This window comes from Pantoea sp. X-Soil-MYKO-1785 (genome assembly GCF_059730675.1).
Window position 1 is genome coordinate 1471711 of record NZ_AP036000.1, and the last position, 25855, is coordinate 1497565.

Annotated in this window: 29 protein-coding genes and 2 tRNA genes; 14 read left to right on the top strand and 17 right to left on the bottom strand. The window is 55.5% G+C overall.

Going from position 1 to position 25855, the window contains the following annotated elements; genetic code table 11:
• Positions 1-52 precede the first annotated feature (52 nt).
• On the bottom strand, positions 53-694 hold the full coding sequence (locus AC6I8D_RS06785) for a YccT family protein (protein WP_497819827.1): 642 nt from the start codon (positions 692-694) through the stop codon (positions 53-55).
• A gap of 176 nt (positions 695-870) precedes the next feature.
• Here AC6I8D_RS06785 and AC6I8D_RS06790 point away from each other — a divergent pair, with 176 nt between their 5' ends.
• Positions 871-1284: a CoA-binding protein gene (locus AC6I8D_RS06790; RefSeq protein ID WP_312052666.1), complete on the top strand. Its 414-nt coding sequence runs from the start codon at positions 871-873 to the stop codon at positions 1282-1284.
• 36 nt (positions 1285-1320) lie between these two features.
• Here the strand turns inward: AC6I8D_RS06790 and hspQ are convergent, their stop codons facing one another.
• The gene (gene hspQ / locus AC6I8D_RS06795; protein ID WP_031376107.1) at positions 1321-1638 is read right to left on the bottom strand and encodes a heat shock protein HspQ; all 318 of its coding nucleotides are present in this window, start codon (positions 1636-1638) and stop codon (positions 1321-1323) included.
• Between the two features lie 59 nt (positions 1639-1697).
• Positions 1698-2888 (bottom strand): 23S rRNA (cytosine(1962)-C(5))-methyltransferase RlmI, encoded by a 1191-nt coding sequence (rlmI, locus tag AC6I8D_RS06800; RefSeq protein WP_046288409.1) that lies wholly within the window; start codon positions 2886-2888, stop codon positions 1698-1700.
• An 85-nt stretch (positions 2889-2973) separates the two neighbouring features.
• Here rlmI and yccX point away from each other — a divergent pair, with 85 nt between their 5' ends.
• Complete coding sequence (gene yccX / locus AC6I8D_RS06805) at positions 2974-3252, top strand: acylphosphatase (RefSeq protein WP_312052662.1); 279 nt, start codon at positions 2974-2976, stop codon at positions 3250-3252.
• Positions 3253-3264: 12 nt separating this feature from the next.
• On the opposite strand, the gene AC6I8D_RS06810 is transcribed toward yccX, so the two are convergent.
• Complete coding sequence (locus tag AC6I8D_RS06810; protein WP_312756507.1) at positions 3265-3591, bottom strand: TusE/DsrC/DsvC family sulfur relay protein; 327 nt, start codon at positions 3589-3591, stop codon at positions 3265-3267.
• Between the two features lie 107 nt (positions 3592-3698).
• A complete protein-coding gene (yccA, locus tag AC6I8D_RS06815) occupies positions 3699-4352 on the bottom strand; it encodes an FtsH protease modulator YccA (RefSeq protein WP_497819828.1) in 654 nt (217 codons plus the stop codon).
• A gap of 220 nt (positions 4353-4572) precedes the next feature.
• On the opposite strand from yccA, the gene AC6I8D_RS06820 reads away from it, so the two are divergent.
• The 3 genes from AC6I8D_RS06820 (at position 4573) to agp (ending at position 6805) form a co-directional block, all read left to right on the top strand.
• Positions 4573-4660: transfer RNA gene (locus tag AC6I8D_RS06820), tRNA-Ser, on the top strand.
• Positions 4661-4732: 72 nt separating this feature from the next.
• A tRNA-Ser gene (locus AC6I8D_RS06825) sits at positions 4733-4820 on the top strand.
• Positions 4821-5092: 272 nt separating this feature from the next.
• Positions 5093-6805 carry a bifunctional glucose-1-phosphatase/inositol phosphatase gene (gene agp / locus AC6I8D_RS06830; protein WP_497819829.1) on the top strand — a complete coding sequence of 571 codons (1713 nt, stop codon included), beginning with the start codon at positions 5093-5095 and terminating at the stop codon, positions 6803-6805.
• 65 nt (positions 6806-6870) lie between these two features.
• Here agp and AC6I8D_RS06835 read toward each other — a convergent pair whose 3' ends face one another.
• Genes AC6I8D_RS06835 through wrbA form a run of 3 tightly spaced genes read right to left on the bottom strand, consistent with a single transcriptional unit; the run spans position 6871 to position 9148 of the window.
• Positions 6871-8244 carry an NAD-dependent succinate-semialdehyde dehydrogenase gene (locus AC6I8D_RS06835; RefSeq protein WP_497819830.1) on the bottom strand — a complete coding sequence of 458 codons (1374 nt, stop codon included), beginning with the start codon at positions 8242-8244 and terminating at the stop codon, positions 6871-6873.
• A gap of 53 nt (positions 8245-8297) precedes the next feature.
• Entirely contained in the window at positions 8298-8528 is a 231-nt protein-coding gene (locus tag AC6I8D_RS06840) for a YccJ family protein (RefSeq protein ID WP_031376101.1), read from the bottom strand.
• A 20-nt stretch (positions 8529-8548) separates the two neighbouring features.
• Complete coding sequence (wrbA, locus tag AC6I8D_RS06845; protein ID WP_312052654.1) at positions 8549-9148, bottom strand: NAD(P)H:quinone oxidoreductase; 600 nt, start codon at positions 9146-9148, stop codon at positions 8549-8551.
• 302 nt (positions 9149-9450) lie between these two features.
• Here wrbA and AC6I8D_RS06850 point away from each other — a divergent pair, with 302 nt between their 5' ends.
• Together AC6I8D_RS06850 and AC6I8D_RS06855 are read left to right on the top strand one after the other, a co-directional pair.
• Entirely contained in the window at positions 9451-9627 is a 177-nt protein-coding gene (locus AC6I8D_RS06850) for a con-10 family general stress protein (RefSeq protein ID WP_312052652.1), read from the top strand.
• Positions 9628-9721: 94 nt separating this feature from the next.
• The gene (locus AC6I8D_RS06855) at positions 9722-10645 is read left to right on the top strand and encodes a DMT family transporter (protein ID WP_312756514.1); all 924 of its coding nucleotides are present in this window, start codon (positions 9722-9724) and stop codon (positions 10643-10645) included.
• On the opposite strand, the gene rutG is transcribed toward AC6I8D_RS06855, so the two are convergent.
• From rutG to rutA, 6 genes are read right to left on the bottom strand one after another with little or no spacing between them, the layout of a single operon-like run.
• Entirely contained in the window at positions 10646-11974 is a 1329-nt protein-coding gene (gene rutG / locus AC6I8D_RS06860) for a pyrimidine utilization transport protein G (RefSeq protein WP_312052649.1), read from the bottom strand.
• A gap of 55 nt (positions 11975-12029) precedes the next feature.
• Complete coding sequence (rutF, locus tag AC6I8D_RS06865) at positions 12030-12545, bottom strand: NADH-dependent FMN reductase RutF (RefSeq protein ID WP_312052648.1); 516 nt, start codon at positions 12543-12545, stop codon at positions 12030-12032.
• A 20-nt stretch (positions 12546-12565) separates the two neighbouring features.
• The gene (rutD, locus tag AC6I8D_RS06870) at positions 12566-13375 is read right to left on the bottom strand and encodes a pyrimidine utilization protein D (RefSeq protein ID WP_497819831.1); all 810 of its coding nucleotides are present in this window, start codon (positions 13373-13375) and stop codon (positions 12566-12568) included.
• On the bottom strand, positions 13375-13770 hold the full coding sequence (rutC, locus tag AC6I8D_RS06875) for a pyrimidine utilization protein C (protein WP_031376096.1): 396 nt from the start codon (positions 13768-13770) through the stop codon (positions 13375-13377). The genes rutD and rutC overlap by 1 nt, the downstream gene beginning before the upstream one ends.
• 24 nt (positions 13771-13794) lie before the next feature.
• Entirely contained in the window at positions 13795-14517 is a 723-nt protein-coding gene (gene rutB, locus AC6I8D_RS06880; RefSeq protein WP_497819832.1) for a pyrimidine utilization protein B, read from the bottom strand.
• A complete protein-coding gene (rutA, locus tag AC6I8D_RS06885) occupies positions 14517-15608 on the bottom strand; it encodes a pyrimidine utilization protein A (RefSeq protein WP_312756523.1) in 1092 nt (363 codons plus the stop codon). Before rutA ends, rutB begins: the two co-directional genes overlap by 1 nt.
• Before the next feature lie 306 nt (positions 15609-15914).
• On the opposite strand from rutA, the gene rutR reads away from it, so the two are divergent.
• Together rutR and AC6I8D_RS06895 are read left to right on the top strand one after the other, a co-directional pair.
• Positions 15915-16550 (top strand): HTH-type transcriptional regulator RutR, encoded by a 636-nt coding sequence (rutR, locus tag AC6I8D_RS06890; RefSeq protein WP_031376093.1) that lies wholly within the window; start codon positions 15915-15917, stop codon positions 16548-16550.
• 36 nt (positions 16551-16586) lie between these two features.
• Positions 16587-17561, top strand: a complete 975-nt coding sequence (locus AC6I8D_RS06895; RefSeq protein WP_497819833.1) for a metal-dependent hydrolase — start codon at positions 16587-16589, stop codon at positions 17559-17561.
• A gap of 44 nt (positions 17562-17605) precedes the next feature.
• Here the strand turns inward: AC6I8D_RS06895 and cycA are convergent, their stop codons facing one another.
• Entirely contained in the window at positions 17606-19003 is a 1398-nt protein-coding gene (gene cycA / locus AC6I8D_RS06900) for a D-serine/D-alanine/glycine transporter (protein WP_312052638.1), read from the bottom strand.
• Positions 19004-19289: 286 nt separating this feature from the next.
• Between cycA and AC6I8D_RS06905 the strand changes: the two genes are divergently transcribed.
• Complete coding sequence (locus AC6I8D_RS06905; protein ID WP_497819834.1) at positions 19290-19985, top strand: extensin-like domain-containing protein; 696 nt, start codon at positions 19290-19292, stop codon at positions 19983-19985.
• A 1-nt stretch (position 19986) separates the two neighbouring features.
• Here the strand turns inward: AC6I8D_RS06905 and AC6I8D_RS06910 are convergent, their stop codons facing one another.
• Entirely contained in the window at positions 19987-20661 is a 675-nt protein-coding gene (locus tag AC6I8D_RS06910; protein WP_312052635.1) for a DUF4396 domain-containing protein, read from the bottom strand.
• A 540-nt stretch (positions 20662-21201) separates the two neighbouring features.
• Here AC6I8D_RS06910 and AC6I8D_RS06915 point away from each other — a divergent pair.
• A complete protein-coding gene (locus tag AC6I8D_RS06915; protein WP_312052634.1) occupies positions 21202-21924 on the top strand; it encodes an autoinducer binding domain-containing protein in 723 nt (240 codons plus the stop codon).
• Positions 21925-22046: 122 nt separating this feature from the next.
• Positions 22047-22658, top strand: a complete 612-nt coding sequence (locus AC6I8D_RS06920) for an autoinducer synthase (RefSeq protein WP_312052993.1) — start codon at positions 22047-22049, stop codon at positions 22656-22658.
• A gap of 32 nt (positions 22659-22690) precedes the next feature.
• Here AC6I8D_RS06920 and AC6I8D_RS06925 read toward each other — a convergent pair whose 3' ends face one another.
• On the bottom strand, positions 22691-22915 hold the full coding sequence (locus AC6I8D_RS06925) for a DUF2594 family protein (RefSeq protein ID WP_031376087.1): 225 nt from the start codon (positions 22913-22915) through the stop codon (positions 22691-22693).
• Between the two features lie 432 nt (positions 22916-23347).
• On the opposite strand from AC6I8D_RS06925, the gene uvrY reads away from it, so the two are divergent.
• Positions 23348-24007 (top strand): UvrY/SirA/GacA family response regulator transcription factor, encoded by a 660-nt coding sequence (gene uvrY, locus AC6I8D_RS06930; protein ID WP_031376086.1) that lies wholly within the window; start codon positions 23348-23350, stop codon positions 24005-24007.
• A complete protein-coding gene (gene uvrC / locus AC6I8D_RS06935; RefSeq protein ID WP_497819835.1) occupies positions 24000-25832 on the top strand; it encodes an excinuclease ABC subunit UvrC in 1833 nt (610 codons plus the stop codon). Before uvrY ends, uvrC begins: the two co-directional genes overlap by 8 nt.
• Positions 25833-25855: the final 23 nt, after the last annotated feature.

A 25855-nucleotide genomic window follows, 5' to 3' on the forward strand; every position in this document is an offset into this window, starting at 1 on the left:
TCTCATGCGGAAGAATCGGTGGCATGAGTTTACCCCTGGCCTTTCCTCTCTATCAACTCGTACGTAACATTTTGACCAGTGTCATAAACTGCTGGCGGGTCGCTTCATCAAAGCGCTGAAACCAGCGATGAAGCGAGGGCAATTCCGCCTGGGGGGTCCAGGCAAGATCGGCGGTTAACCGGGAGGAGGAAGAAGACGTCTTCACCTGGCGAGCAAACTGCGGTACCGAGGCGACCTGACCGGTGCGATTATAGTTAAGCATCGCCTTTTCCATATCTGCGCTGGCGCTGGCTGGCAGATGGTCGCGCATACTGACAATCTCTTTGCCGTGTTCATCCACCAGCTGGAAATTGAGGGTGCGATCGAAATGGTAACGCTCGCGTTTGGTCTCCAGCGACGGCAGCTTAATGGTGATGGTTTTGGCGGCGGCGGTAAACGTAACGATCATCGGCACCGACTGGTAGCGCTGAACCGTATCCGGTTGATCGTTTCGCAGTTTTTCAACCCGGAACAGAAACTGATGCTGACCGCGATCCAGCTCTAAGCTGTCGGCACCTTTGAGCAGCGAGCCCGAAATTTTTCGGCCATCCAGCACTAACAGGTCAATCTGCGGATCGAGCTTTAAGGTGATGGCATAACAAGACGCCGAGACGAGGAGTGTTAACAGCCCCGTGACAGCCAGCGACAGCTTCATTTCAACTCCAGTAGCAGTGGGCGCAAGGGAAGGCGTGTAGCAAATTCTTACATTATGGCAGTTAATTTACATTTGAACATATTTATTCGTGCGCCGGTTCAATTAATTTCGCTGCCGGCTTCGCCGTGAATGACCCGGCCAATCTACACTCAACGCAGGCCAGAAAGGAGATAACAATGAACGATCAAACCATTCGTGATGTGCTGACGCGTACCCGACGTATCGCTTTAGTGGGCGCGAGCGACCGCCCGGAACGCCCGAGCTATGGGGTGATGAAGTATTTACTCGATCAGGGCTATGAGGTGATCCCGGTCAGCCCGAAACTGGCGGGCAAAACGCTGCTGGGGCAGCAGGCTTATGCCACCCTGGCTGAGGTGCCCGGGAAAATCGATATGGTGGATGTGTTTCGTAATTCTGAAGCCGCATGGGGCGTCGCGCAGGACGCGATCGCGGCGGGTGCGGATACGCTATGGCTGCAGCTGGGGGTGATCAATGAACAGGCGGCGGTGCTGGCACAGGATGCGGGCATGACGGTGATTATGGATCGTTGCCCGAAGATTGAGATTCCGCGTCTGGGGATCACGCGTTAACTGAGCAGACGTGGCGGCAAACCGTGCCGCCACGAATCAATGTCGCAGATGAGGGGCCTGCAGTTGCTGACGGACTGACGCAGCCAGTTCGTCCATTGACGGCTGTTCCGGATGCTCAACGCTGGTTTCACCGGCAAGCTGAATCTCAGCAACGTAGGTATGCACCTGATCGCCTTCTTCATCTTCCATCACTACATGATACCAGGGCGCGCTGCGCAGCTTCTCTTCTGCGCCAACGTCTTCAATTTTAGGCTCATCTAACGAGTATTCCGGGTCGACATCGACGATAACGCCCAGCACACCGGACAAACGATGACGAACCTGCTGACCAATACCAAATTTACTGGCAATCATAGTGACCTCCGAAAAAAGTACTCCTGATCCAATATGGGGTCAGGAGCCATTTTTTCAAGTCACATTACCCGACAGGCGAAACCTTTCAGATAGAGACCTTCCGGATAGCTGGCAATGACCGGATGGTCAGCCGCCTGACGGAACTGCTCAATGAACTGCACCTCGTGTCCGGCATCCAGCGCCGCGTCGGCGATAATCTTCTGAAACAGATCGGTCGCCATCAGGCCGGAGCAGGAGAAAGTCAGCAGAATGCCGCCTGGGTTGAGCAACTGGATCGCCAGCATATTGATATCTTTATAGCCGCGACAGGCGCCCATCAACTGGCTCTTATTCTCAACAAACTTCGGCGGATCCATGATGATCAGATCAAACTTCTCGCCCGCGTCACGATAACGACGCAGCAGTTTAAACACGTCATCCCGTTCAAAACGGGCGCGCGACACATCCAGCTGGTTAAGCTCAACATTCTGACGCGCCACATCCAGCGCATCCTGTGAGGTATCAACGCTGATCACCTCTTTACAGCCGCCCATCAGGGCAGAGACGGCAAATCCACCGGTATAGGAGAAGCAGTTCAGCACCCGGGCATCTTTGGCGTAGCGGCGTGTTGCCAGACGGCTGTCGCGCTGATCGAGGTAATAGCCGGTTTTATGGCCGCCCTGAATATCCACCAGCAGCTTCATGCCATGTTCGGTAATCGGCAGCAGCGGCGGCGGGATCTCACCGGTAACGGTGCCCTGCGCCAGTTCCAGTCCCTCTTTCTTACGGACCGCGACATCAGAGCGGTCATAGATAGCGCAGCCCGGGAAGCAGTGCTGCAAGGCAGAGATAATCGCCGGACGCTGATATTCCGCCCCGGCGGATAACAGCTGCATCACTAAAAAATTGCCGAAGCGGTCAATGGTGACGCCGGGTAAACCGTCTGATTCACCGGCTACCAGACGGTAGCTGTCCAGGCCATCACGGGCGGCCAGCCATTCGCGCCACTGCTGTGCCTGTTCAAAGCGGCGGACAAAGAAGGCGATGTCGATGGATTCATCAGCTTGCCAGCTCCAGACGCGGGCACGAATCTGCGACTGAGGTGACCAGGCGGCACGGGCCAGCCATTTACCGTTACTGTCGCAAACATCAATGGTTTCGCCCAGTTGCGCTTTGCCTTCCATACGGGCAACCGCACCCGAAAAGACCCAGGGGTGGCGACGGAGCAGGGACTTTTCACGTCCCTTCGCGAGAATCAATCTGACTGTCATAGTTTGCTATGCTTACCTGAAAAAATGAGGCGCCATTGTCCGGTGGATAACGGGAAAATGCAACGAACAGCAGCAGGAGTGAAAAATGTCAGTAGCCTGTGTTAAAGCGTGGGTTCACGGTCGCGTACAGGGCGTCGGTTTTCGTTACAGCACCCAGGCCGAAGCAAAAACGCTCGGCCTGCAGGGATATGCACGTAATCTGGACGATGGCAGTGTCGAAGTGCTGGCCTGCGGTGAGTCTGAACAGGTCGATGCGTTAATCAGCTGGCTGAAAGCGGGCGGACCGCGCAGCGCCCGGGTCGACCAGGTGCTGGTGGAACCCCATCAGCCTGCTCAGCCGCCGCGTGGTTTTACCACCGGTTGACCCTCCGTCATGCTATAAGCATTTGGCCGGTTTGGGCAGGCCAGCGATTTTGGTCGCCTGTTTGGCCGGCCCTTCAGGAAACAGACGAAACAGATAGCGACTGTTGCCTTTCTCTTCGCCATATTTCTGCGCCATTGCCTTAACCAGCATCCGCACCGCCGGCGAGGTGTTGTATTCGAGGTAAAACGCCCGCACAAAATTCACCACTTCCCAGTGCGCCTCGGTCATCACAATACCTTCCTGGTCGGCGATGTGGCTGGCCAGTGCCTCACTCCAGTCGTCACGATGCTTCAGATAGCCTTCGGCATCGACGGCGATTTCGTTACCGTTGAAATTCACGTTCGGTCCTCTTGATTAATCACGGCGCAGTTTACCAAATTCGCCCGGCAGAAAAAGCAAAAACCCCGCCGAAGCGGGGTTGAGCAGGTTTGGCCGGCGATAACAGGTTAGTTACTGCGCGAGAAACCGAGGATGCTCAGCAGGCTGATAAAGATGTTATACAGCGAGACATACAGGCTGACCGTCGCGCGGATATAGTTCGTTTCGCCGCCGTGAATGATATTGCTGGTTTCCCACAAAATCGCACCGGCTGAGAACAGAATAAACAGCGCGCTGATAGCCAGATGCAGCGCTGGCAGTTGCAGGAACAGGTTAGCGATGACTGCCACCAGCAGTACCACAAAGCCTGCCATCATCATTCCGCCGAGGAATGACATATCGCGGCGGGTGGTCAGCACATACGCCGAACAACAGAAGAACACCAGCCCAGTACCGCCCAGCGCCAGCGCGATCACATCGCCCATGCCGGCAGTCAGGAACGAACTAAGGATAGGGCCGAGGCAATAGCCAAGGAAGCCGGTAAAGGCGAAAGCGGCCAGAATACCCATCGGGCTATTGGCCAGACGGTAGGTCAGGAACATCAGCCCGTAGAAGCCGACCAGCATCAGGATCAGTCCCGGCGCAGGCAGGGCCAGCAGGGTACTGGCGGTCGCGGTTACCGCTGAGAAGGCCAGCGTCAGGCCGAGCAGAAAATAGGTATTACGCAGAACTTTATGGGTCGTCAGCAGTGACGACTGCGATGAAGTAACAATTCTTTCCATGTTGCGCTCCTTTTAGCAGAACACTGAATATGCGCTGAGAATACGCAGTGCAATAATGAGGGAAAAGGCGTTTTACCCTTCTTTACGCGCCATTCCGCTAATTCTTTGAGCAGAGTGGCGATTTTGACATCGAATAATCGCAATTTGACTGTTTTTCAGGCGAATGAATTGATCGATGCTTTACATCGCCAAACGGGATGTTTATAGTGCGCGTCATTGCGGAGGGGTGGCCGAGCGGCTTAAGGCAGCGGTCTTGAAAACCGCCGATGGGAAACCATCCGAGAGTTCGAATCTCTCCTCCTCCGCCACTTTATCTGCTCAGGCGATAAAGCGGCAAAATGTCTGATGATGATTTTGCTTATGCAGTAATGTTACAAAACGGAGGGGTGGCCGAGCGGCTTAAGGCAGCGGTCTTGAAAACCGCCGATGGGAAACCATCCGAGAGTTCGAATCTCTCCTCCTCCGCCACATTTTACAGAACAGGCCAGCACATTGTGCTGGCCTGTTCTGTTTCTGCTATCCGTCTTCCGCATTTCCGAAATTCTCCCGTTTAGCTTTCTGATGAGCGCGGCAGCGTTCATCTGCCCGGCGCATCTCTGCTATAGTCCACTCACTGTTTTTGTAAACATCTGGCGATTTTCCTGGATGAGCTGGGTTACACTGTTTAGCACTTCGCTCTGAGGCGAGCTAATCGGTTGATAGCCAGAGTGTTTCTCTACTGAATGAATGGAATAGGCACAATGATCAAGAAACTGAGTCTTTGCGCATTATCAGTGCTGGCAGCATTACCTGTCGGAACGGTCGCCTTCGCCGCTGATGGCGATATGCAGCTGCAACAGGTGCTGATGTTAAGTCGACATAATTTGCGTGCGCCGCTGGCCGATAATGGCAGCGTGCTGGAGCAGTCGACCAAAAAAAGCTGGCCACAATGGGATGTGCCCGGTGGACAGCTGACCACCAAAGGCGGCGTGCTGGAAATCTACATGGGTAACTACACCCGTCAGTGGCTGGCGCAGCAGGGCCTGGTGCAAAATGGCAGCTGTCCTGACAGCAATAACGTCTTCGTTTACGCCAATAGCCTGCAGCGCACCGTCGCTACCGCCCAGTTCTTTGTTAATGGTGCCTTCCCGGGTTGTGATGTCGCCGTCACCCATCAGGATGCGATGGGAACCATGGATCCTATTTTTAATCCGGTCATCACCGATGGCAGCGAAGCGTTCAACAAGCAAGCGCTGGCTGACATGGCTGCCGCCAATGAAAAGCTGGCGCTGAAACCCGCTTTCCAGCGGCTGGAAAAGATCGTTGACTACAAATCCGCACCGGCCTGTAACAACAAAAAGCAGTGCGATCTGAGCAGCGGCCAGAATAGCTTCAGTGCAGAAAATGGCAAAGAACCTAACGTCAGCGGCCCATTAAAAGTGGGGAACTCGCTGATGGATGCCTTTACGCTGCAATATTATGAAGGTTTCCCGCTGGAGCAGGTTGCCTGGGGTCAGATTAAAACGCCTGAGCAGTGGAAAGAGCTGTCTGCGATTAAAAATGGTTATCAGGATACGCTGTTCACCAGCCCGACGATTGCCCGTGAAGTGGCGGCCCCGCTGGTGGATTACATCCGTAGCCAGCTAGTCGATCAGGACAAGGCTAATGCGCCAAAAGTGACCCTGATGGTTGGTCACGACTCTAATATCGCCTCCTTGCTGAGTGCGTTACAGGTGAAGCCATATGAGCTGCCGGATACCTATGAAAAAACGCCGATTGGCGGTCAGGTGGTATTTGAGCGCTGGCACGATGCCAAAAATGATAAAGATCTGCTGAAGGTCGAGTACGTTTACCAGACCGCCGATCAGTTGCGTGATGCCGATGTACTGAGCCTGAAAAACCCGCCGAAGCGCGTCACTCTGCAACTGACCGGTTGTCAGACCGATGCGAATGGCTATTGCAGCTGGGAGCAGTTCTCGCAGGCGTTAAATACCGCCTTGCAGGGTACGCCAATGCAGCCTGCGGCTGCACCTAAACCGGCGGCAGCGGCTCAGCCTGACAGCGATGCGGCACCGGCGGCTGCAGCGACTAACGACGCAGCTAACAGCGCAACCGAAAAGCCTGCGGACAACGCGAACGCCGACAAAGCCGCTGCGGATAAAGCCAAAGCAGAGAAGGCCGAAGCTGACAAAGCAGCAGCTGAAAAAGCCAAGGCAGAGAAAGCCGCAGCTGAAAAAGCCAAAGCAGAGAAGGCTGAAGCCGATAAAGCTGCAGCTGAAAAAGCTAAAGCAGACAAGGCAGCAGCCGACAAAGCAGCAGCCGACAAAGCGGCGGCAGAGAATGCTAAAGCAGAGAAAGCAGACGCTGAGAAAGCCGCGGCTGAAAAAGCGAAAGCCGACAACGCCACAGCCAGCCAGGCCCCGGCCGCTGCGCAAAACGACGACGCAAAATCGGTGGCAACCGCAGCGCAGTAACTTTATCTGCCGCTGTAAAATAAAAAACCCCGTCGAAACGGGGTTTTTTTATGGCTGACGTCTGGTTAACCGGCGACCACCACCAGCTTCTGATTGGCAAATTCTTTAATGCCGAGGTCTGAAAGCTCACGACCATAGCCGGAACGTTTAACTCCACCAAACGGCAGTTCGGCCGAAGTGTCACTTTGCGAGTTGATGAACACCATGCCGGTTTCAATCGCTGAAGCCAGCTTGCGACCGCGTGCAATATCACGGGTCCAGACCGATCCACCTAAACCGTAGTGAGAATCGTTGGCCAGCGCGATGGCAGCCCGATCGTCGCCAACCACGTAAACCTGCGCAACCGGGCCGAAAAATTCCTGATAATAAGCCGGGTTATCCGGCGTAATGCCGGTGAGCAGGGTAGGTTGATAGTAACATCCAACGCCTTCAACGGCTTTGCCGCCGGTGACCAGCTGCGCGCCATGCGCCACCGCTTCATCCACCTGTTTCACCAGCCGGTCACGCGCATCACTCGACGAAAGCGGGCCCAGCGTGGTTTTCTCATCCAGCGGATCGCCCAGCGTGACGGAACTCAGCGCCGCGCTGAACTGGCTGATAAAGCGGTCGGCAATCTTTTCATGCAGGATAAAGCGCTTGGCGGCGGTACAGACCTGACCACAGTTGCTCAGGCGAGCCTGTACCCCCTGACGCACCGCTTCATCGAGATCGGCATCATCCAGCACCACAAAAACATCGTTGCCGCCCAGTTCAAGGGTCGACTTTTTCAGGTGTTTACCGGCCTGCTCTGCGACGGCGCTGCCTGCCCGCTCCGAACCGGTCAGCGCCACGCCCTGAACCCGATCGTCGGCAATCAAATCCGCAACCTGATCGGTTGAGATAAACAGGTTAGTCCAGGCACCTTCAGGCGCACCGGCTTCGCGGACCAGCTTTTCAAACACGTCGGCACAGTGCGGGACGATATTGGCATGTTTCGCCAGCACCGGATTACCCAGCGCCAGATTAGGTGCCAGCACCCGCATCAGCTGGTAATAGGGGAAGTTCCACGGCTCAACCGCCACCAGCACGCCAATCGGATGATACTCAATCCAGGCTTCGCCCAGTTCACTTGGGTAGGACTGCGGTTTCAGGATACGTTCTGCGTTTTCGGCATAGTAGCGCGCAATCTGCGAACAAATTTTTACTTCGCCGCGGCTTTGACCAATCAGCTTGCCCATCTCTTTACTGGCGATGGTGGCCAGCTCTTCCGCACGGCTATCAATCAGATCGGCCAGTTTGTGCAACACCTGCAGACGTGGCTGAATATCGCCTTTGCTCCAGTCTGAGTAGTAAAGGCGATCGGCGACCTCCAGGGCATGGCTGACGGCCGCCTCATCATGGGAGGGCCAGCCTTTCAGCAGCTGGTTGTTCGCGGGATTAATGCTTTGATAGGAAGACATAGCGTGCTCCTTGGTCAGTTAAAAAGTCGAGGCGGGAAATTCCCGCCCCTGAATTACACGTTTTTTCGTTCTACTGTTTTGTCATCCCAGGTCAGGACATCTTTATCGGTTTTTTCAAAGGCGCGAATCAGCACGTCGTCACTGCCTTGCTGGCGCCAGATCTCTTCTGCAAGCCGCTCATCGTAATTTGCCACTTCGAAAATGGCCTCGGCGATTTCAGGCGAGGTATGACGCAGACTGGCCCATTCGCCAACGTGATGTGCTTTTGCTTGTTCAGTAGCCATAATGTTCTCCTTCGATGAAATCAGTCCTTCAGTTTTACAGTCAGCCCGGCAACGTGCTCACCCTGATAGCGGGCGATGTTCAGTTCCTCTTCCGTGGGCTGACGTGAACCATCCCCGCCCGCCAGGGTAGAGGCGCCATAAGGCGTACCGCCGCGTGTCCGGGAAATATCAAACAGCTCTTGCGTGCCGTAGCCGATCGGGACAATCACCATGCCGTGATGCGCCAGGGTGGTCCAGACCGAGGTAATCGTCAGCTCCTGGCCACCACCGGTGCCGGTTGAGGTAAACACGCTGCCAACTTTTCCATGCAGCGCACCCGAGGCCCATAGTCCACCGGTGCGATCCCAGAAGGTGCGCATCTGACCTGACATATTGCCGAAGCGGGTTGGGGTGCCGACGATAATGGCGTCATACTGCGTCAACACCTCAGGGGTTGCTTCTGCAGCCGCCTGTTCGGTTTTACCGCCCACCTGCGCAAAGCGCTCGGCATCCATGGTTTCTGGCACCCGCAGGATATCCACTTCCGCACCAGGCACCCGACGAGCGCCTTCTGCAACCGCGTTCGCCATCGTTTCGATATGTCCATACATTGAGTAGTAGAGCACCAGAATCTTAGCCATTGATCTCTCCGGGTCGGTTTGACGTCCTGAAAAGTATAGAAGAGCTTTCGTTTCACGTGGGCGAAGCGCGGCTCAGGTGTCCGGCAGTCGGGTAATAAACCGCCAGGCAATCGGTTGTAAGGCAACAGAATGTGCGTTGTTTAATCAAACTGGCGGTGAATAGTCTGTTGCTAAATGTGACTGTCGCAGGAGCGAAAACAGAACCTGGCTATTCTTTAAGCATGGCTGAGACCGGTGCTATTGCCGTCAGTCACAGGTTGCTTTCTTTCCTCATTTATCGCGTTACGCGACAGGAGTAGATCATGGCATCACATCGTGGAGGTTCAGGAAATTTCGCTGAAAACCGAGAACGTGCTGCAGAAGCAGGGCGAAAAGGCGGTAAAAACAGCGGCGGGAACTTTAAGAACGATCCGCAACGCGCTGCCCGTGCTGGCGAGAAAGGGGGGCGCAGCAGCAGTAAAAAATCCGATGATGCATAAACCTCTGTTCCGCCGGTAACTACCGGCGGTCAACGCCGTTGATTTTCCCCTGTTCACTCCGCACAATAAGCCCGAATCCATCATCAGGTGAATTATGTCGGACGCACCCCGCGGTTTATCCCTGCGCCTTACGCGGCAGGAGCTGGTACTACTGTTTATCACCATGGTCTGGGGCGGCACCTTTCTGGTGGTGCACCGGGCGATGCAGCATTCCGGTCCCTTTTTCTTTGTCGGGCTGCGCTTTGCTACGGCAGCGCTGCTGCTGGCGCTGTTTTTCCGCCGGTATCTGGCCGCCGTCAGCTGGCTGGAAATCAAGGCTGGCACCCTGATTGGCCTGTCGATTGCCGGCGGTTACGGCTTACAGACCTGGGGAATGCAGACCATCTCCAGCAGCCAGTCGGCGTTTCTTACCGCGCTCTATGTGCCGGTAGTGCCGCTGCTGCAATGGCTGTTTTTACGCCGTCCGCCGGGGGTGATGTCGTGGCTCGGCATTGTGCTGGCGTTTACCGGCCTGTTGCTGGTGGCTGGGCCGCAGGATGGCCGCATCAGCCTGAACGCCGGTGAACTGGCGACCCTGCTCAGTACTCTGGCGATCGCGGCTGAGATCATCTTAATCAGCCGCTATGCCGGTCAGGTTGATGTACGCCGGGTTACTCTGATACAGCTGGCGGTGGCGTCGCTGTGCGCTTTCGCGCTGATGATCCCTAATGGTGAAACGGTGCCGGCGCTTTCGATGCCGCTGCTGCTCAGCGCGCTGGGGCTTGGCGCGGCCAGCGCCTTAATTCAGGTTACGATGAACTGGGCGCAGCGCAGCGTTTCACCGACCCGGGCGACGGTGATTTATGCTGGCGAACCGGTCTGGGCGGGCGTAGTCGGGCGGATAGCGGGCGAGCGTTTGCCTGCTTTAGCGCTGCTCGGCGGGGCGCTGATTGTCTGCGGCGTGATTGTCAGTGAGCTGCGGCTGAAAAGGAAGAAAGCGGTACAGCCAGCGGCCACACCGCAGGAATCGCAGGAATAGTTAGCCCTCCTGTCGCGCCAGCGGTTTATCCGGCAGCGTCATGCCGCGTCGGCGCAGAATCGCATTAAGGATAATGGCGCCAAAGGTGGCGGTGCCGATACCGCCGAGGGTAAATGAACCGATCTTCAGCGCAAAGTCACCGGCACCCAGCACCAGGGTGGTGGCAACCATAATCAGGTTACTGTTCTGGCTGAAATCAACGTGATTTTGTACCCAGATGCGTGCGCCTGCCACCGCAATCAGCCCAAACACCACAATCGATGCGCCGCCAATTACCGGAGCCGGAATGGTATGGATCAGCGCACCAAACTTCGGTGAGAAACCGGCCAGAATGGCAACGATTGCCGCCGCGACAAACGCCAGCGTTGAGTAGACTTTGGTGACCGCCATCACCCCGATATTTTCGGCATAGGTGGTCACACCGCTGCCGCCGATCGAGCCGGAGAGCATGGTCGCCAGACCGTCGCCGACAAACGCCCGACCCATATACGGGTCAAGGTTACGTCCGGTCATTCCGGCCACCGCTTTCAGATGACCGAGATTCTCCGCCACCAGAATGATCGCGACCGGTGCGATCATCACCATCGCCTGCAGATTAAAGGCTGGCGCGGTGGTGTGCGGCAGACCAAACCACGGTGCCTGCGCCAGCGACGTAAAGTCGACCGGCTTGCCGAGCCCCAGCCCGTTGGTCAGCAGTGCATAGAGCGCCCACGCCACCATCAGGCCAATCAGGATCAGCAGGCGCTGTATCATGCCGTGCGTAAATACCGCCACCACGCCAATACACAGCACTGTCATTACCGCCACCCAGCTGTCAAACGAGGAACCGGATACGCCATGCACCGCAATCGGGGCCAGGTTCAGCCCGATGGCCATCACCACCGCGCCGGTTACCACCGGCGGCATCAGGTTTTCGATCCAGCGGGTTCCGGCTTTCATCACCACCAGCCCAATCAGGGTATAGACCAGGCCACAGGCGATCACGCCGCCCAGCGCCACGCTGAGATTGGGGTTGAGTCCCTGACCGCTGAAGCCGGTCACGGCGATCACCACCCCGACAAACGCGGCGCTGGAGCCAAGGTAACTGGGCACCCGACCGCCGGTAATCAAAAAGAACAGCAGGGTGCCAATCCCCGACACCAGAATCGCCAGGTTAGGGTCCAGCCCCATCAGCAACGGCATCAGCACCGTTGCGCCAAACATCGCGACTGCATGTTGCAAACCCAGAATCAGCGTTTGCCCCATCGGCAGCGTTTCATCCGGGGCGATAATGCCGTTTTCACTCAGTGCCGACTTCTTTTGCCATTGCGGGAACCAGGAACGAGCCATCGTATACTCCAGAAAGTGATGAATGCCGGGGCCAGGCCTGCTGAGGGCTGGCGGATTAACAGGCTTCCTGCCGCATAAGCGGATGATAACCGCGGTCAAACCACGCCAGACCGTGGGTATCGTCGTTACGCACCAGCGCCAGTACCTCACAAAACAGGATGTCGTGGGTTCCGACGCTGACAATCTGGCTGATGCGACAGTCAAACGAGGCAACTGCGCCGCTCAGCACCGGCGAACCGGTAACCGCCGTAGACCATTCGGCAGCAATAAAGCGTTCGGCCATCGGCGTCTTGCCGCCGAACAGGTTGGATAAGGTTTCGTGGCCCGCCGCCAGCGTATTGACACACAGCTGGCGGTTTTCACAGAACACCGGCCAGACCGAGGCGGAACGATTGAGGCAGACCAGCAGGGTAGGTGGCGAATCGGTAACGCTGCAGACCGCCGAGGCGGTAAAGCCAGCGCGCCCGGCCGGGCCTTCGGTGGTGATGATATTGACAGCGGCACCCAGCCGCGACATGGCGTTACGAAACTCAGTTTTCTCTACCACAGGCGCAAGATGATTCGGATTCATCGCGATCTCCACAAAAAGGGTTACCCGGTGACGCGTGCCAGCGGCTGCACGTCATCGGTGTCATCCAGCCACTGCAGCAGCAGGGCATTAAAACGATCGGCATCGGTTACGCTCATCGCGTGGCCGCCCCATGCCATTACCTGCTCCGAAGCGTTCGGCAGCGCCGCCGCCAGCTGAGCGGAACAGCTCCAGGGCACCAGCAGATCGTCCTGACTACAGATCACCAGCACCGGCTGGGGAATAGCGGCGGTGCGGGCGCTGAAATCGGCGCTCATCAGGGCGTGCAGACGCCGCATCAGGTTCTCCATTCCCTGGAAATGGGCAATGTGATGGCTGTCCTCCTGTTCCAGCCGCGACTGATGCTGCGCCATCCACTCCGCCGGATAGAGAAACAGCGGCTGGGCACGCACAAAGGCTTCAACACCGACGTTAAGCAACAGATCCTGGCGCACCTGAAAGCAGCGGCGCGTGTGGGGATGCAGCGTCAGCCAGCCGTTGATCACCACGATCCGTTCAACCCGCTCCGGATAATCCAGCGCCAGCTGCAACCCCACCAGCCCGCCCAGCGCATGACCGATCAGACTGAAACGCAGGATCCCCTGCTGCGCCAGCGCGGCGGCCAGCTCTGCCGCCATCATCGCCATGCTGTAACCTTCCGGCAGGGTATCGGCGCTGCGACCGGTGCCGCGCTGATCGTAGAGCACCACCCGGTAACGAGCGGTCAGGGCAGCCAGCTGCGGCTGCCAGAAGCCGGCCACGCCACCCAGACCGGAAGAGAGCACCAGCGTTGGGGCATCCGGCGACTGCAGGCCAAGGATATCCAGCTGCATCAGACCTCCTGTTTACCGATGTGCGCCACGCTGGCGATTTCAATCAGCGCATCGGGTTTGACCAGCCCGCACTGAATACAGAAGCGGGCCGGTTTATCACCGGGAAAATAGTCGGCATAGACCTGATTCACCGCCGCGTAATTGGCCCAGTCGGTAATGAATATCGAGTTGAACGTCACGTCCGCCATGCTGCCGCCAGCGGTTTCAATCACCTTCTTGATGGTTTCCAGCACGTGGCGGGTTTGTGCCGCAGCGTCGCCAACGTGCACCACGTTATTGTCAGCATCGAACGGTAACGTACCCGAAACGTACACCACGCCATCAGCCAGCGTGCCAGGGACGAAAGGGGCAATCGGGGTAGTGGTCCCCGGCGGAATAATCACGCTTTTTGGCATAACAACTTCTCCTTTGTGGATCGCTCAGCGGGGATCCGCCGGTTTCAGGCTCTCGCAGAAGGTGGCGACGTCCGACACCCAGCCAAAAAACGTTTCGATATTGAACAGGGCCGCCTGCTGTGCAAAAGCCGGTCCGGCCTGATAAGTCGCGTCTTCCAGCACCACGCCGAAATACTCAAGGAAGAAACCGTCACGCAGCGTCGATTCGACGCAGACGTTAGTCGCAATGCCGGTGAAGATCAGATGACGGATACCGCGGCTACGCAGCATGCTGTCGAGCGGCGTATTAAAGAAGCCGCTGTAGCGCGGTTTCGGCAACACAATGTCGCCGGGCTGCGGCACCAGCTGATCGACCAGCGCATAATCCCAGCTGCCTTTCGACAGCAGCGTGCCGTGCAGTTCCGGACGGTTACGCATGGTTTTCAGCGCATTCGACTTGTGGAAGTTGGGTGAACCGGCATCGCCAGCTTCAACGTAATCTGCATCCCAGCCGTTCTGGAACCAGATAATCTGGATGCCTGCCGACCGGGCTGCGGTCACCGCCTGTGCGATGCTGGCGATCACCGGCTGGGTGGCAGAGACATCAAACCCGGCCAAATCCAGATAACCGCCTTCGGTGGCGTAGGCATTTTGCATATCCACTACAATCAGCGCGCTCTGGCTGGGTGGAAAAGCGATTGGTTCGGGACGCGCCGGCAGTTCAACCTGTGGCACGTCGGGGGTGTGGGCGCAATAAACTGTACTCATCAGGCCACCTCCTGCCGGGCTTCCAGCAGGGCACTGCGGCACTGCATCAGCGGTTGAATATGTTGACCAAAGTCCTCGATGCCCTGCAGGAAATCATCAAACGTCAGCAGTACGCCGTGGGTACCGTCCACCTGCGCCACCTCATCCAGCATCCGCGCCACGCTGGCATAGGAACCGACCAGCGTCCCCATATTAATGTTGACCGCCGAGGTGGGATCGGCCATCTGGCGCACGTTGGTGTCGCTGCCGGATTTAGTGTCCTGCTGGCTTTGGGTGGTCAGCCATGAGAGTGCCTCTTCATCGGCGCCGGCTTTGTAATGTTCCCATCGGGCGCGGGCTTCTTCATCAGTCGCGGCCGCGATAATCATAAACAGCACATAGGAACCGACATCGCGTCCGGCTTTTTCCGCGGCCTGCTTCATCCGCGTGGAGGTCGCGCTGAACGCAGTAGGGGTATTCACGCCTTTACCAAAGCAGAAGTTGTAATCGGCGTGCTGAGCGGAAAATGCCATACCGGCATCACTCTGACCGGCGCAAATCACCTTCATCGGACGCTGAGGTTGCGGGCTGACGCGGCAGTCATTCATGGTGAAAAAATCACCCTTAAAGTCAGACTTGCCGGTGCCCCACAGATCGCGCAGCACGGTAACGTATTCGGTCAGATAGGCATAACGGCTGCCAAAGTACTCATCGCCTGGCCACAATCCCATTTGCTCATATTCGGGCTTCTGCCAGCCGGTCACCAGGTTGACACCGAATCGGCCATTGGAAATCGAATCAATGGTGGCAGCCATGCGCGCAACGATAGCCGGGGGCAGCGTCAGCGTGGCCGCCGTCGCGTAGATCTCAATGCGCGAGGTGACGGCCGCCAGGCCCGCCATCAGGGTGAAGGACTCAAGGTTGTGATCCCAGAATTCGGTCTTACCGCCGAAGCCGCGCAGTTTGATCATCGACAGCGCAAAGTCGAAATGGTAATGCTCTGCTTTCAGCACGATCGCTTTGTTCAGTTCAAAGGTCGGCTTGTATTGCGGTGCATGGGATGAAATCAGCCAGCCATTGTTACCAATCGGAATAAAGACGCCTATCTTCATGTGAAACCTCTATGCAGTCGGGGGAGGACATTTCACGCGCGGCACTGCTTCCTGCTTCATCCCTGATGGCTGCGCTCAGTCACAGTTCTGCAAAGGGTGTGCCACTTTTTTTAATGCAATAGATAACAACAAGTTAAACTTAACCCGAAAGAGGTAACCGGAGCAGATGGTCCATTTCGGACCGTTTGGTCAAAATTCGCTGCACATTTTCCATGCAGGCTGGGCAAAAAAGGTGCAGGCGGTGGATTGGGCAGGGCGGAAGCACTTTGCTATGATGCGCTAACACAAGAGGGATGAGGTAAACGTGTGAAAACCGATGAAAAAAAGCCAACGCGTCGTTCGCGTGCCGTCGCCGCGAAACGTGCTGCCATTCTGGAGGCGGCATTGACCTTCTTCTCACAGTTTGGCATTCATGGCACCAGCCTCGATAAGGTGGCAGAACGGGCTGACGTATCGAAAACCAATCTGCTCTACTATTTTCCCTCTAAAGAAGCGCTGTATGTGGCGGTGCTGAAACAGATACTCGATGTCTGGCTGGCTCCGCTGCGGGCGCTGGCGCACGATCAGGATCCGCTGGTGGCGATTCGCCGCTACATCCGCCTTAAGCTGGAAGTATCTCGCGATCATCCGCAGGCCTCGCGGCTGTTTTGCCTGGAGATGTTGCAGGGCGCACCGCTGCTTAAAGGTGAGCTGGCGGGCGATCTGAAACAGCTGGTGGATGACAAAGCGGCGATTATTGAGCGCTGGATTGATGAAGGCCGGCTGGCAGGTGTTCAGCCGCAGCATCTGATCTTTATGCTGTGGGCCACTACCCAGCACTATGCCGATTTTGCCAGTCAGGTCGAAGCGGTCACCGGTCAGACGCTTAACGATCCCGATTTTTTTGATCAGACGGTCAGCAACGTGCAGCGCATGATAATTGAAGGGATTCGGGTGCGCTGACTGACGCTGGATCGACCGTTCGCGACGGAGTAAACCATGGATTCTGTTTCGCAGTTGGTACTGGGTGCCGCGGTCAGCGTGGCGGTAATGGGACGGCGGGTGCCGGTCTGGCAGGCTGCGGCGGTCGGGGCCGTCTGCGGCACCTTGCCCGATCTTGATGTGTTCCTTGATCATGGCGATGCGATACGTAATATGACGCTGCATCGCACCGAAAGTCATGCGTTGCTCTATCTCACCTTAATATCGCCACTGATCGCCTGGCTGGTGGCGGGGCTGTTCCGGCATCGGGTGAAATGGCCGGCATGGTGGCCTGCGATCTGGCTGGCGCTGATTACCCATCCGTTACTCGATTTAATGACGGTGTATGGTACTCAGCTTGGCCTGCCGCTTACCGATCATCCCTATGCGATTGGCAGTATTTACATTGTCGATCCGCTGTATACGTTGCCACTGCTGATTGGCGTGGCGCTGGCGCTGTGGCGGCGCAGTGAGCGCGGGCTACGCTGGAACCGGCTTGGCCTGACCCTGAGTACACTCTATCTGCTGTGGAGCGTGATCATTCAGAGCGTGGCGACAGGGCAGATTAAGCAGGCGCTGATGCGGCAGGGAATTCCAGCTGATAAGGTGCTGGTCACGCCGACCGCCTTTAATACCCTGGTGTGGCGCAGCGTGGTGATGACACCGGATCGCTACGGCGAGGTTTACTGGTCACTGCTGTCACCACGGCGCGCGCTGCAGGTGGTATGGCGTCCCCGTCATCCCGAACTGTTTGATGCGCTGCGCGGCGACTGGTATGCCGAGCGGGTCGCGTGGTTCAGCCACGGTTTTTATGCCATGGCGGAACGCAACGGGCAGATCACCATCGCCGATCTGCGGATGGGAGAAGGCGATGATTTCACCTTTACTTTTAACCTCGGTCGCCCACAACAGCCCGATCCACAGCCACAGCGGCTGCCGTCAGAGCGGCCTGCTTTGCAGGCGGTGTTCTCTGCACTGTCTGAGCGGCTATAAAAAAGGCCCGGTCAGTGACCGGGCCTTTTATCTCCAGCAGGCGATTAGCGCGGTTGACTGCGGCGGCGCACCAGCCAGCCCATCGTCAGCAGCGCAAACCACAGCGGTGTCACCATCAGGGCCTGGCGCGTATCTTCCTGCAGCGTCAACAACACCAGCACGAAAACGAAGAACGCCATGCAAACCCAGCACATGAACTTGCCCATTGGCATTTTAAAGCCGGACTGCGCATGACGCTGCGGATACTTTTTGCGGTAGGCCAGATAGCTGCACAGGATGATGGTCCAGACGAACATGAACAGAATGGCGGACACGGTGGTCACCAGGGTGAATACCGTCATCACGTCCGGGATCAGGTAAATCAACGCCACGCCAGCCAGCAGACACAGGCAGGAGAAAAACAGGCCGGTGGTCGGAACGGCACGTGCTGACAGGCGGCCAAAGGCACGGCTGGCCACGCCCTGCTGCGACAGGCCATACAGCATACGGCTGGTCGAGAAAATACCGCTGTTAGCAGAGGAGGCAGCCGAGGTCAGGACCACGAAGTTAACGATACTGGCCGCAGCGGGCAAGCCAATCAGCACAAACATTTCAACAAACGGGCTACGGTCAGCCATCACCTGGGTCCAGGGGGTTACCGCCATGATCACCATCAGCGCCAGCACGTAAAACATAATCACCCGCAGCGGAATGGCGTTAATCGCGCGCGGCAATACTTTATGCGGATCGTGAGTTTCTGCTGCGGCGGTCCCGACCAGTTCAATGCCGACAAAGGCAAACACCGCAATCTGGAAGCCGGCAAAGAAGCCACTCAGCCCTTTTGGAAACAGCCCACCGTGATCCCAGATATTGCTCAGCGAGGCAGTGCCGCCGCCGGGCGAGGGGTAGTGCATCGATACCAGCACAATGCCGGTGATGATCAGCGCCACAATCGCCACGATTTTGATGATCGCGAACCAGAATTCCATCTCACCAAACAGTTTGACCGTCGCGATGTTGAGTGTCAGAAAAACCACCACGCACAGCAGGGCGCTCATCCAGATTGAGAAGCCGGGAAACCAGAGCTGAAAGTAGGCGCTGATGGCAACCACATCAGCAATGCCGGTCACCACCCAACAGAACCAGTAGGTCCAGCCGGTAAAATAGCCCGCCCAGGGACCGAGCAGATCAGCGGCAAAATCGCTGAATGATTTGTACTCAAGATTGGAGAGCAACAACTCACCCATTGCCCGCATCACGAAGAACAGCATAAAGCCGATGATCATATAAACGAAAATAATCGAGGGACCTGCCAGGCTAATGGTTTTACCGGACCCCATGAACAGGCCGGTACCGATAGCGCCGCCGATGGCGATAAGTTGAATGTGGCGATTATGCAGGTTGCGCTGTAGCTTATCCGGGCCTTCCTGCGCGAGTGGCGCGTCTTTAGATTGATCAACCATAGAATTGTCTTTCCTTTCTTGATGTTGTGTCAGCTCTGCTGGCTGTTACTGAATGGAGCCGCCCGAAGGCAAGCCGGCATAAGATAGTGGAAGTCAGTCTAAAGCCGGTAACGGTTTTTTATCAATTGTGACCATTGCCGCTCAATCAGGTGGCAGCAAAGCGTTACGCGGGTTAATCCTGCGTCAGGCTGGGTAAGTTTTCATCACGTTGTGTCAGGTCCAGGGCGCGACGGGGATTGTACTTCTACACTTTTTGTTGGTTATTCATCATGCTGCGAGAGGGACTATGCGCACGCTTATCCTGCTTTTGCTGTTGATCGCGCTGGGATGGGTCAGTTTACCCTGGCTAAAACAGCACCTGCCGCCGCAGTTTAACCCCTTTACTCCGCTGTCAGTTACCGACCCGTCCGGCTGGATGACGCAACTCAAAATGAAACGGCTGGCGGGCGATCCTGCCGCCTGTCTGGCGGTGATGCGGCGCGCACAGCAGGCGGGCTGGGTCAGCTTCAGCGAAAGACCGCCGTTACGGGGCAATTGCCCCCTCGCCGATCCGTTGCGCATCCAGAAATTTGGCCCGGTCAGCCTGAGCAGCAGTTTTCTTGCCAGCTGTCCGATGGCGGTAGCCAGCACCATGTACGCCATACGCAGCCGTGAACAGGCCCTGCAGCAGATGCACAGTCCGCTGGTGCGGATTAACCACGTCGGCAGTTATGCCTGTCGCAATATTTATCATCGGGCCGAAGGGCGGTTAAGCGAGCATGCCACAGCTGATGCCTGGGATGTGACCGGCTTTCAGCTGGCCAATGGTCAGCGGCTTACTGTCAGCCAGCACTGGCAGCAGCCCGCAGAAAAAGCAGCCTTGTTGCATACGCTGTGGCGTGGCGGTTGCCAGGTGTTCGGTAATGCGCTGGGACCCGACTATAACGCCGCTCATACCACCCATTTTCATCTGGGTATGCGTGGCGCTGGTTACTGCCGATAAATCATAAAACAGGATTAATGCCGCGTTTGATTATGAAATGGTTGGCTGGCCACGAAAAAACAAATCCAGTCATCATCGCTAATTGCAACATAAACCAGAAGCGACTTCCTGACGGATTGATCTGCTGATGCAGCACAAATTTCAGGGCCAGCGACATAAAGAGAAAAATACCAGCCTGACAAATCAGCAGCGGAAAGGCGCTGCGTTTAAATGCCAGCGACAATCGTTGCCAGAATGATTTTTTTTCATGTTGTCGCAGGGATAAAAATTGAAAAAGCAGCAGTAACAGCAAAGAGATCAGCAGTGAAATGGCTGCCTGTTGCCAGATCAATAGCGGTATTTTCAGATAGTTCAGCAGCGTGATAATTGGTAAGGTTAGCGCCTCAGCTAAAATACAGGCGGCAGATGAGATAGCAGTGGCGATAAATAGGGTTTGCCAGCCGCGATAGCGGGGTGCTTTGGGCGAAAGCAGTAACGCTGCTTTTAACTGATGGCGGGGAATGCGACCGAGATACCACCATGCCAGCCAGCCGATAAACGGCAGATAAAGCCCGGTGAGTGGCCAGATCAGGTTCATCAGTTTGCCGGGCTGACGATAAAGGAAAATATCCTTGGTAATCATCAGCGCGGTACAAACGCCGGACACCAGAAAGAGTAAAGCCCACTGATTTAGCATCGTATGCTCCTGTGCCGGGTTAATCTATGCCGTGTTAACGCGCGCATGTAACGGTTGTTTCGTCCGGGATCTTAAGGGTAGTCACGTTGCCCGCAGGTAAAGCGTAGTCTCAGGATCAAAAGAGTGAAATGGGTTCTTATTTCCTGATGAAAAATATGTTGAAAACAATTTTTACCGCTTCGCTTATATTACGCGTAATTAACCTGCTGTTTAGTCGCAAATTACTGGCGCTTAGCAAATGACTTTTTTCGCCATACAGGAACGTTTCCCACCCTGATGCAAAACTCACCGACAGACAAGGATTGAAATTCTATCGGAAAAATCTTATTCTCCGTCAATGATTGAAAGTTGCCCCGGACGGCCGCATATTGACCGGGTACGGCAATTTTCCCGGAGCCTGTGGTTCAGAGAATTAACTACCCTGTTTATTGTGGCGATGGCGATTTGTACAATAAATTAATTTACTCCTGATAATTTATTTTTTATCTGAATAACCAAAATGAATAACGCGCAAATGCGTAAAAATAATGCCGAGGCAATATGAGTAGCAGGGATTATTTCGCCTGGCGGGGTGAAGCTGAAGAAAAATTTCAGGCATTAACGTGTTCTGCTGAACTTAAGACGTTATTGCAACATTTTACTGAAGCCTTAGGTTTCGACTATTTTTCCTTTTTGATTCAGCATCCGGTACCTTTCACCCGGCCGCGGATTCATTTGCACAGCAGTTATCCCCCACGGTGGGTTAAGCATTATGAAGCGAACAATTATTACGCGGTTGATCCGGTACTGACACAGTGCCAGCGGCCCGGCAAAGGAATGGTGTGGACGCATGCGCTGTTTAACGAGGCCGGTAACCTGTGGCAGGAGGCGAGAGAGCACGGCCTGCAGAGCGGTTTTTCTTGCTCTGCGATGGCACCAAATCGCGTCATTGGTATATTATCTATATCATCGCAACAGCCGCTTCCTATTCAACAGCGCCGCATTGAGCTGGAAGTCAAACTACACTTTTTAGCGGAGCTAAGCTTAGATACGCTGGAACGCTTTAGCGATGATGCCATGCTGGTACTAAAAAAAGAGTTTAGTCAGCGCGAGCTGGAAATTTTGAAATGGACTGCAGAGGGAAAAACTGCGGTAGAAATTTCGCTTATTCTATCCATCTCTGAACATACCGTTAACTTTCACCAGAAAAATATGCAAAAGCGTTTCAATGTTTCCAATAAAACCCAGATTGCCTGCTATGCAGCAGCAGCTGGGCTGATTTAGACGAAAAGCAACTACCAGTTTTAGTAGTTCCCTCGTCCAGGTCAGTTGTCTACCCTGCGCCGGGGCTTTGCCAGGCTGGCGCAAAGAAATCATTGCAAACATGGGGATGTCAGAGGCGCATGATGAAAATAGTTCAAACGCAATTAAAGGATATGCCATCCTCTTTGCTTGCCGAACTTGGCAGCTACCGTTATAGCGTATTTGCGCGCGGCGAAGGCTGGTCTATTCCGCCGCGTCTTAGCACGCCGGGACAGGAATACGATCGCTACGATCGCTCCGATGTGACCTGGTTGATCGCCTGGAATGCGCGAGAAGGAATCAGCGGCTGCGCCCGGCTTATGCCGTGGTTCGAGCCTGAACAAAGTGAAGGCATTGTGTTGCCCTTCAGCCATGAAAAGGTGTGGGAGATGTCGCGCTTTTCTGCCCGGCTGGAGGTAGATCCTGAGTTGCCACTGAACATTCTCTGGCACGCAGTGCAGCTGGCCGAACTGAATGGCATGGAGTACATCATCAGCTCAGCCACGCCGATGCTGGAGAAAATGTTTGAGCAGCACCAGGTGGTGTATGAGCCGCTGACGCCGGGCTTAATCCTGTCTGAGGATAATCTGTTCGCGATTCGGATCCCGGTGGAGCAGCCCGCGCTGGCGGAGAAGTATCGCGGCACCCGACGTTTCAGCCCGGAAGAGGTGCTGCCGTCGCTGGGTGTCTCCGTTAACTGGCAGTCGCACAACTAACTAATTTGCCCCCGCAACTGGGGGCAAAAGGTTTACTGGCGGTAGGCCGCTTTGATCTGCTTAATGGTGTTGCTGAACACTTCTGCCTGCGGCTTATCGCCCAGCGTCTGCACGTAGCGTTCCATATTGATAATGACTTTTCCGGCGTCCGCCTGACCCATTCCTTTCAGAATCAGCGTGATCATCATTTTCAGACCCGCTATTTCATCCGCTAATTTGCGCGCTTCCTGCGAAGTTGCAAAGTCTTCATCGCTCATGATTTTCTCCTTGGTGAATAACAACGTGTCGGCAATCTCGTCCGTACAGCAGTGCGTGAGTATACCACAGGGCGGTTAAGTTGCTGATCGAGCCGGTTCGCTTCTGTCAGAAAAGTCTATATATTCAGCATGGCTAATCAATCGCGGAAAGTGATCATCGCCTCTCACAACCGGCAGAGCGTCTGAGCGCTCGCGCATAAATTCCGCGATTAATTTTACTTAAGCCAATGAATAGCTAGATTTTTAGCTCTATTTCACTGGGCGGACGGGACAGGATCCAACTTCAGGTAAGGTAACTATTATGATCGGTTTTTAATCCGGCATTGCCGCTACTGTTTTACTTTGTTGATGTGCTTTTGAGGTGAAAACGGGTATGATTACCGCCTGAAATCGTTAATTGCTTCCTCTTTTTTAGCCTCTGGAGTCTTCCCGTTGATCAGTGTGCTTCTTGTTGATGACCATGAACTGGTCCGTGCTGGTATCCGCCGCATCCTGGAGGATGTCAAAGGTCTGGTGGTAGTCGGAGAAGTTAACTGTGGTGAGGACGCGGCCAAATGGTGTCGTGCCAATCAGGTCGATGTGATTTTGATGGATATGAACATGCCCGGCATCGGTGGGCTTGAGGCGACACGGAAAATTGTGCGCTACAATCCTGACATCAAAATCATCATGCTGACAATCCATACCGAGAATCCATTGCCGGCCAAAGTGATGCAGGCCGGTGCCGCAGGCTACCTGAGTAAAGGGGCAGCGCCGCAGGAAGTGATTAACGCGATTCGTTCGGTTAACGCCGGACAACGCTACATCGCCTCGGACATTGCGCAACAGATGGCGCTGAGCCAGATTGAGCCGCAGAAAGCCGAATCACCTTTCAGCTGTTTGTCGGAAAGGGAATTGCAGATTATGCTGATGATCACCAAAGGACAAAAGGTGACGGAAATTTCCGAGCAGTTGAATCTCAGTCCTAAAACCGTTAACAGCTACCGTTATCGTATGTTCAGTAAGCTGAACATCAGCGGTGACGTAGAGTTAACGCATCTGGCCATTCGACATGGCCTCTATAATGCGGAGCCGTTAATCAGTAGTGAGTGACGTTTTTAATTCCAAAGCCTTTCTGAGTACGGTGACCAGTAAGCCCGGCGTCTACCGCATGTATGACGCCTCAGGCACCGTCATCTATGTTGGCAAAGCCAAAGATCTGAAAAAGCGTTTGACCAGCTATTTTCGCACTCAGGTCGGCAGCCGCAAGACCGAAGCGCTGGTAAGCAATATCCAGCACATCGATATCACCGTAACCCACACCGAAACCGAAGCGCTGCTGCTTGAGCATAACTACATCAAGCTGTATCAGCCGCGCTATAACGTCTTGCTGCGCGATGATAAATCCTATCCCTACATCTTTCTGAGCGCTGACACCCATCCACGGCTGGCGATGCATCGGGGTGCTAAGCACGCGAAAGGGGAATACTTCGGGCCGTTTCCCAACGGCTATGCGGTACGCGAAACCCTTGGGCTACTGCAAAAAGTTTTCCCGATCCGTCAGTGCGAAAATAGCGTTTACCGCAACCGATCACGTCCTTGTCTGCAATACCAGATTGGTCGTTGTCTGGGGCCGTGCGTGGCCGGACTGGTGAGCGAAGAGGAGTATGCGCAGCAAACCGATTATGTGCGCCTGTTCCTGGCGGGCAAAGACGATCAGGTTCTCAATCTGCTGGTGAAGCGGATGGAAGAGGCGAGCGTCGGGCTTCGATTTGAAGAAGCGGCCCGCCTGCGCGATCAGATTCAGGCGGTGCGGCGGGTCACGGAGAAACAGTTTGTCTCCAATCAGGGCGATGACCTGGATGTTATGGGCGTGGCTTACGAGGCGGGTATGGCCTGTCTGCACGTACTGTTTATTCGCCAGGGCAAAGTGTTAGGCAGCCGCAGCTACTTCCCGAAAGTGCCGGCGGATACCGATCTGGCCGAAGTGGTGCAAACCTTTGTCGGCCAGTTCTATCTGCAGGGCAGTGAAGCACGCACCTTGCCGGGCGACATCCTGCTCGACTTTACGCTGCCGGAGCGCGAACTGCTGGCCGACTCGCTGAGTGAACTGGCCGGTCGTCGGGTCTCGATTCAGAGCAAACCGCGCGGCGATCGTGCCCGTTATCTGAAGCTGGCGCGCACCAATGCCGCTACTGCGTTAACCACCCGACTGTCGCAGCATTCAACCATTCATCAGCGGCTGGCGGCGTTGGCTGAGTTTCTTCAGCTCGACAAGATCACCCGCATGGAGTGTTTTGATATCAGTCATACCATGGGCGAGCAGACCATCGCTTCCTGCGTGGTGTTCGATCAGAACGGTCCGCTGCGTGCCGACTATCGGCGCTACAACATCAGCGGCATTACGCCCGGCGATGACTATGCCGCGATGAATCAGGTGCTGCGCCGTCGCTATGGTAAAGCGATCGAAGAGGACAAAATCCCGGATGTGATCCTGATCGATGGTGGTAAAGGGCAGCTGGCCCAGGCGAAACAGGTATTCGCCGAGCTGGATGTGCCATGGGATAAATCCCGGCCGATTTTACTGGGCGTGGCCAAAGGTAGCGATCGTAAAGCAGGTCTGGAAACGCTGTTCTTTGAAGCGGAAGGTGAGGGCGTTTCCCTGCCGCCAGATGCGCCAGCGCTGCATGTGATCCAGCATATTCGTGACGATGCTCACAATCATGCAATTTCGGGCCACCGTAAAAAACGCGCCAAAGTAAAGAACACCAGCGCGCTGGAAAGCATCGAAGGAGTAGGACCGAAACGGCGTCAGCAACTGCTTAAGTACATGGGGGGCCTGCAACCGCTGATGAATGCGTCAGTGGAGGAGATCGCCAATGTACCGGGTATCTCACACGCTCTGGCAGAAAAAATATACTACTCGTTGAAACACTAGCATTGAAACGGGGGGGGCAATGT

What these genes read in the sequence shown, in the direction of transcription:
- AC6I8D_RS06925 (WP_031376087.1), bottom strand. Translation starts at nt 22,915, where the DNA reads ATGAGCGATGAAGACTTTGCAACTTCGCAGGAAGCGCGCAAATTAGCG.
- yccA (WP_497819828.1), bottom strand. Translation starts at nt 4,352, where the DNA reads ATGGAAAGAATTGTTACTTCATCGCAGTCGTCACTGCTGACGACCCAT.
- rlmI (WP_046288409.1), bottom strand. Translation starts at nt 2,888, where the DNA reads ATGACAGTCAGATTGATTCTCGCGAAGGGACGTGAAAAGTCCCTGCTC.
- AC6I8D_RS06790 (WP_312052666.1), top strand. Translation starts at nt 871, where the DNA reads ATGAACGATCAAACCATTCGTGATGTGCTGACGCGTACCCGACGTATC.
- rutC (WP_031376096.1), bottom strand. Translation starts at nt 13,770, where the DNA reads ATGCCAAAAAGCGTGATTATTCCGCCGGGGACCACTACCCCGATTGCC.
- rutA (WP_312756523.1), bottom strand. Translation starts at nt 15,608, where the DNA reads ATGAAGATAGGCGTCTTTATTCCGATTGGTAACAATGGCTGGCTGATT.
- AC6I8D_RS06785 (WP_497819827.1), bottom strand. Translation starts at nt 694, where the DNA reads ATGAAGCTGTCGCTGGCTGTCACGGGGCTGTTAACACTCCTCGTCTCG.
- AC6I8D_RS06835 (WP_497819830.1), bottom strand. Translation starts at nt 8,244, where the DNA reads ATGTCTTCCTATCAAAGCATTAATCCCGCGAACAACCAGCTGCTGAAA.
- cycA (WP_312052638.1), bottom strand. Translation starts at nt 19,003, where the DNA reads ATGGTTGATCAATCTAAAGACGCGCCACTCGCGCAGGAAGGCCCGGAT.
- rutG (WP_312052649.1), bottom strand. Translation starts at nt 11,974, where the DNA reads ATGGCTCGTTCCTGGTTCCCGCAATGGCAAAAGAAGTCGGCACTGAGT.
- agp (WP_497819829.1), top strand. Translation starts at nt 5,093, where the DNA reads ATGATCAAGAAACTGAGTCTTTGCGCATTATCAGTGCTGGCAGCATTA.
- rutD (WP_497819831.1), bottom strand. Translation starts at nt 13,375, where the DNA reads ATGCAGCTGGATATCCTTGGCCTGCAGTCGCCGGATGCCCCAACGCTG.
- AC6I8D_RS06915 (WP_312052634.1), top strand. Translation starts at nt 21,202, where the DNA reads ATGAGTAGCAGGGATTATTTCGCCTGGCGGGGTGAAGCTGAAGAAAAA.
- AC6I8D_RS06840 (WP_031376101.1), bottom strand. Translation starts at nt 8,528, where the DNA reads ATGGCTACTGAACAAGCAAAAGCACATCACGTTGGCGAATGGGCCAGT.
- wrbA (WP_312052654.1), bottom strand. Translation starts at nt 9,148, where the DNA reads ATGGCTAAGATTCTGGTGCTCTACTACTCAATGTATGGACATATCGAA.
- rutF (WP_312052648.1), bottom strand. Translation starts at nt 12,545, where the DNA reads ATGAATCCGAATCATCTTGCGCCTGTGGTAGAGAAAACTGAGTTTCGT.
- AC6I8D_RS06920 (WP_312052993.1), top strand. Translation starts at nt 22,047, where the DNA reads ATGAAAATAGTTCAAACGCAATTAAAGGATATGCCATCCTCTTTGCTT.
- AC6I8D_RS06855 (WP_312756514.1), top strand. Translation starts at nt 9,722, where the DNA reads ATGTCGGACGCACCCCGCGGTTTATCCCTGCGCCTTACGCGGCAGGAG.
- AC6I8D_RS06895 (WP_497819833.1), top strand. Translation starts at nt 16,587, where the DNA reads ATGGATTCTGTTTCGCAGTTGGTACTGGGTGCCGCGGTCAGCGTGGCG.
- yccX (WP_312052662.1), top strand. Translation starts at nt 2,974, where the DNA reads ATGTCAGTAGCCTGTGTTAAAGCGTGGGTTCACGGTCGCGTACAGGGC.
- AC6I8D_RS06905 (WP_497819834.1), top strand. Translation starts at nt 19,290, where the DNA reads ATGCGCACGCTTATCCTGCTTTTGCTGTTGATCGCGCTGGGATGGGTC.
- rutB (WP_497819832.1), bottom strand. Translation starts at nt 14,517, where the DNA reads ATGAGTACAGTTTATTGCGCCCACACCCCCGACGTGCCACAGGTTGAA.
- AC6I8D_RS06910 (WP_312052635.1), bottom strand. Translation starts at nt 20,661, where the DNA reads ATGCTAAATCAGTGGGCTTTACTCTTTCTGGTGTCCGGCGTTTGTACC.
- AC6I8D_RS06850 (WP_312052652.1), top strand. Translation starts at nt 9,451, where the DNA reads ATGGCATCACATCGTGGAGGTTCAGGAAATTTCGCTGAAAACCGAGAA.
- hspQ (WP_031376107.1), bottom strand. Translation starts at nt 1,638, where the DNA reads ATGATTGCCAGTAAATTTGGTATTGGTCAGCAGGTTCGTCATCGTTTG.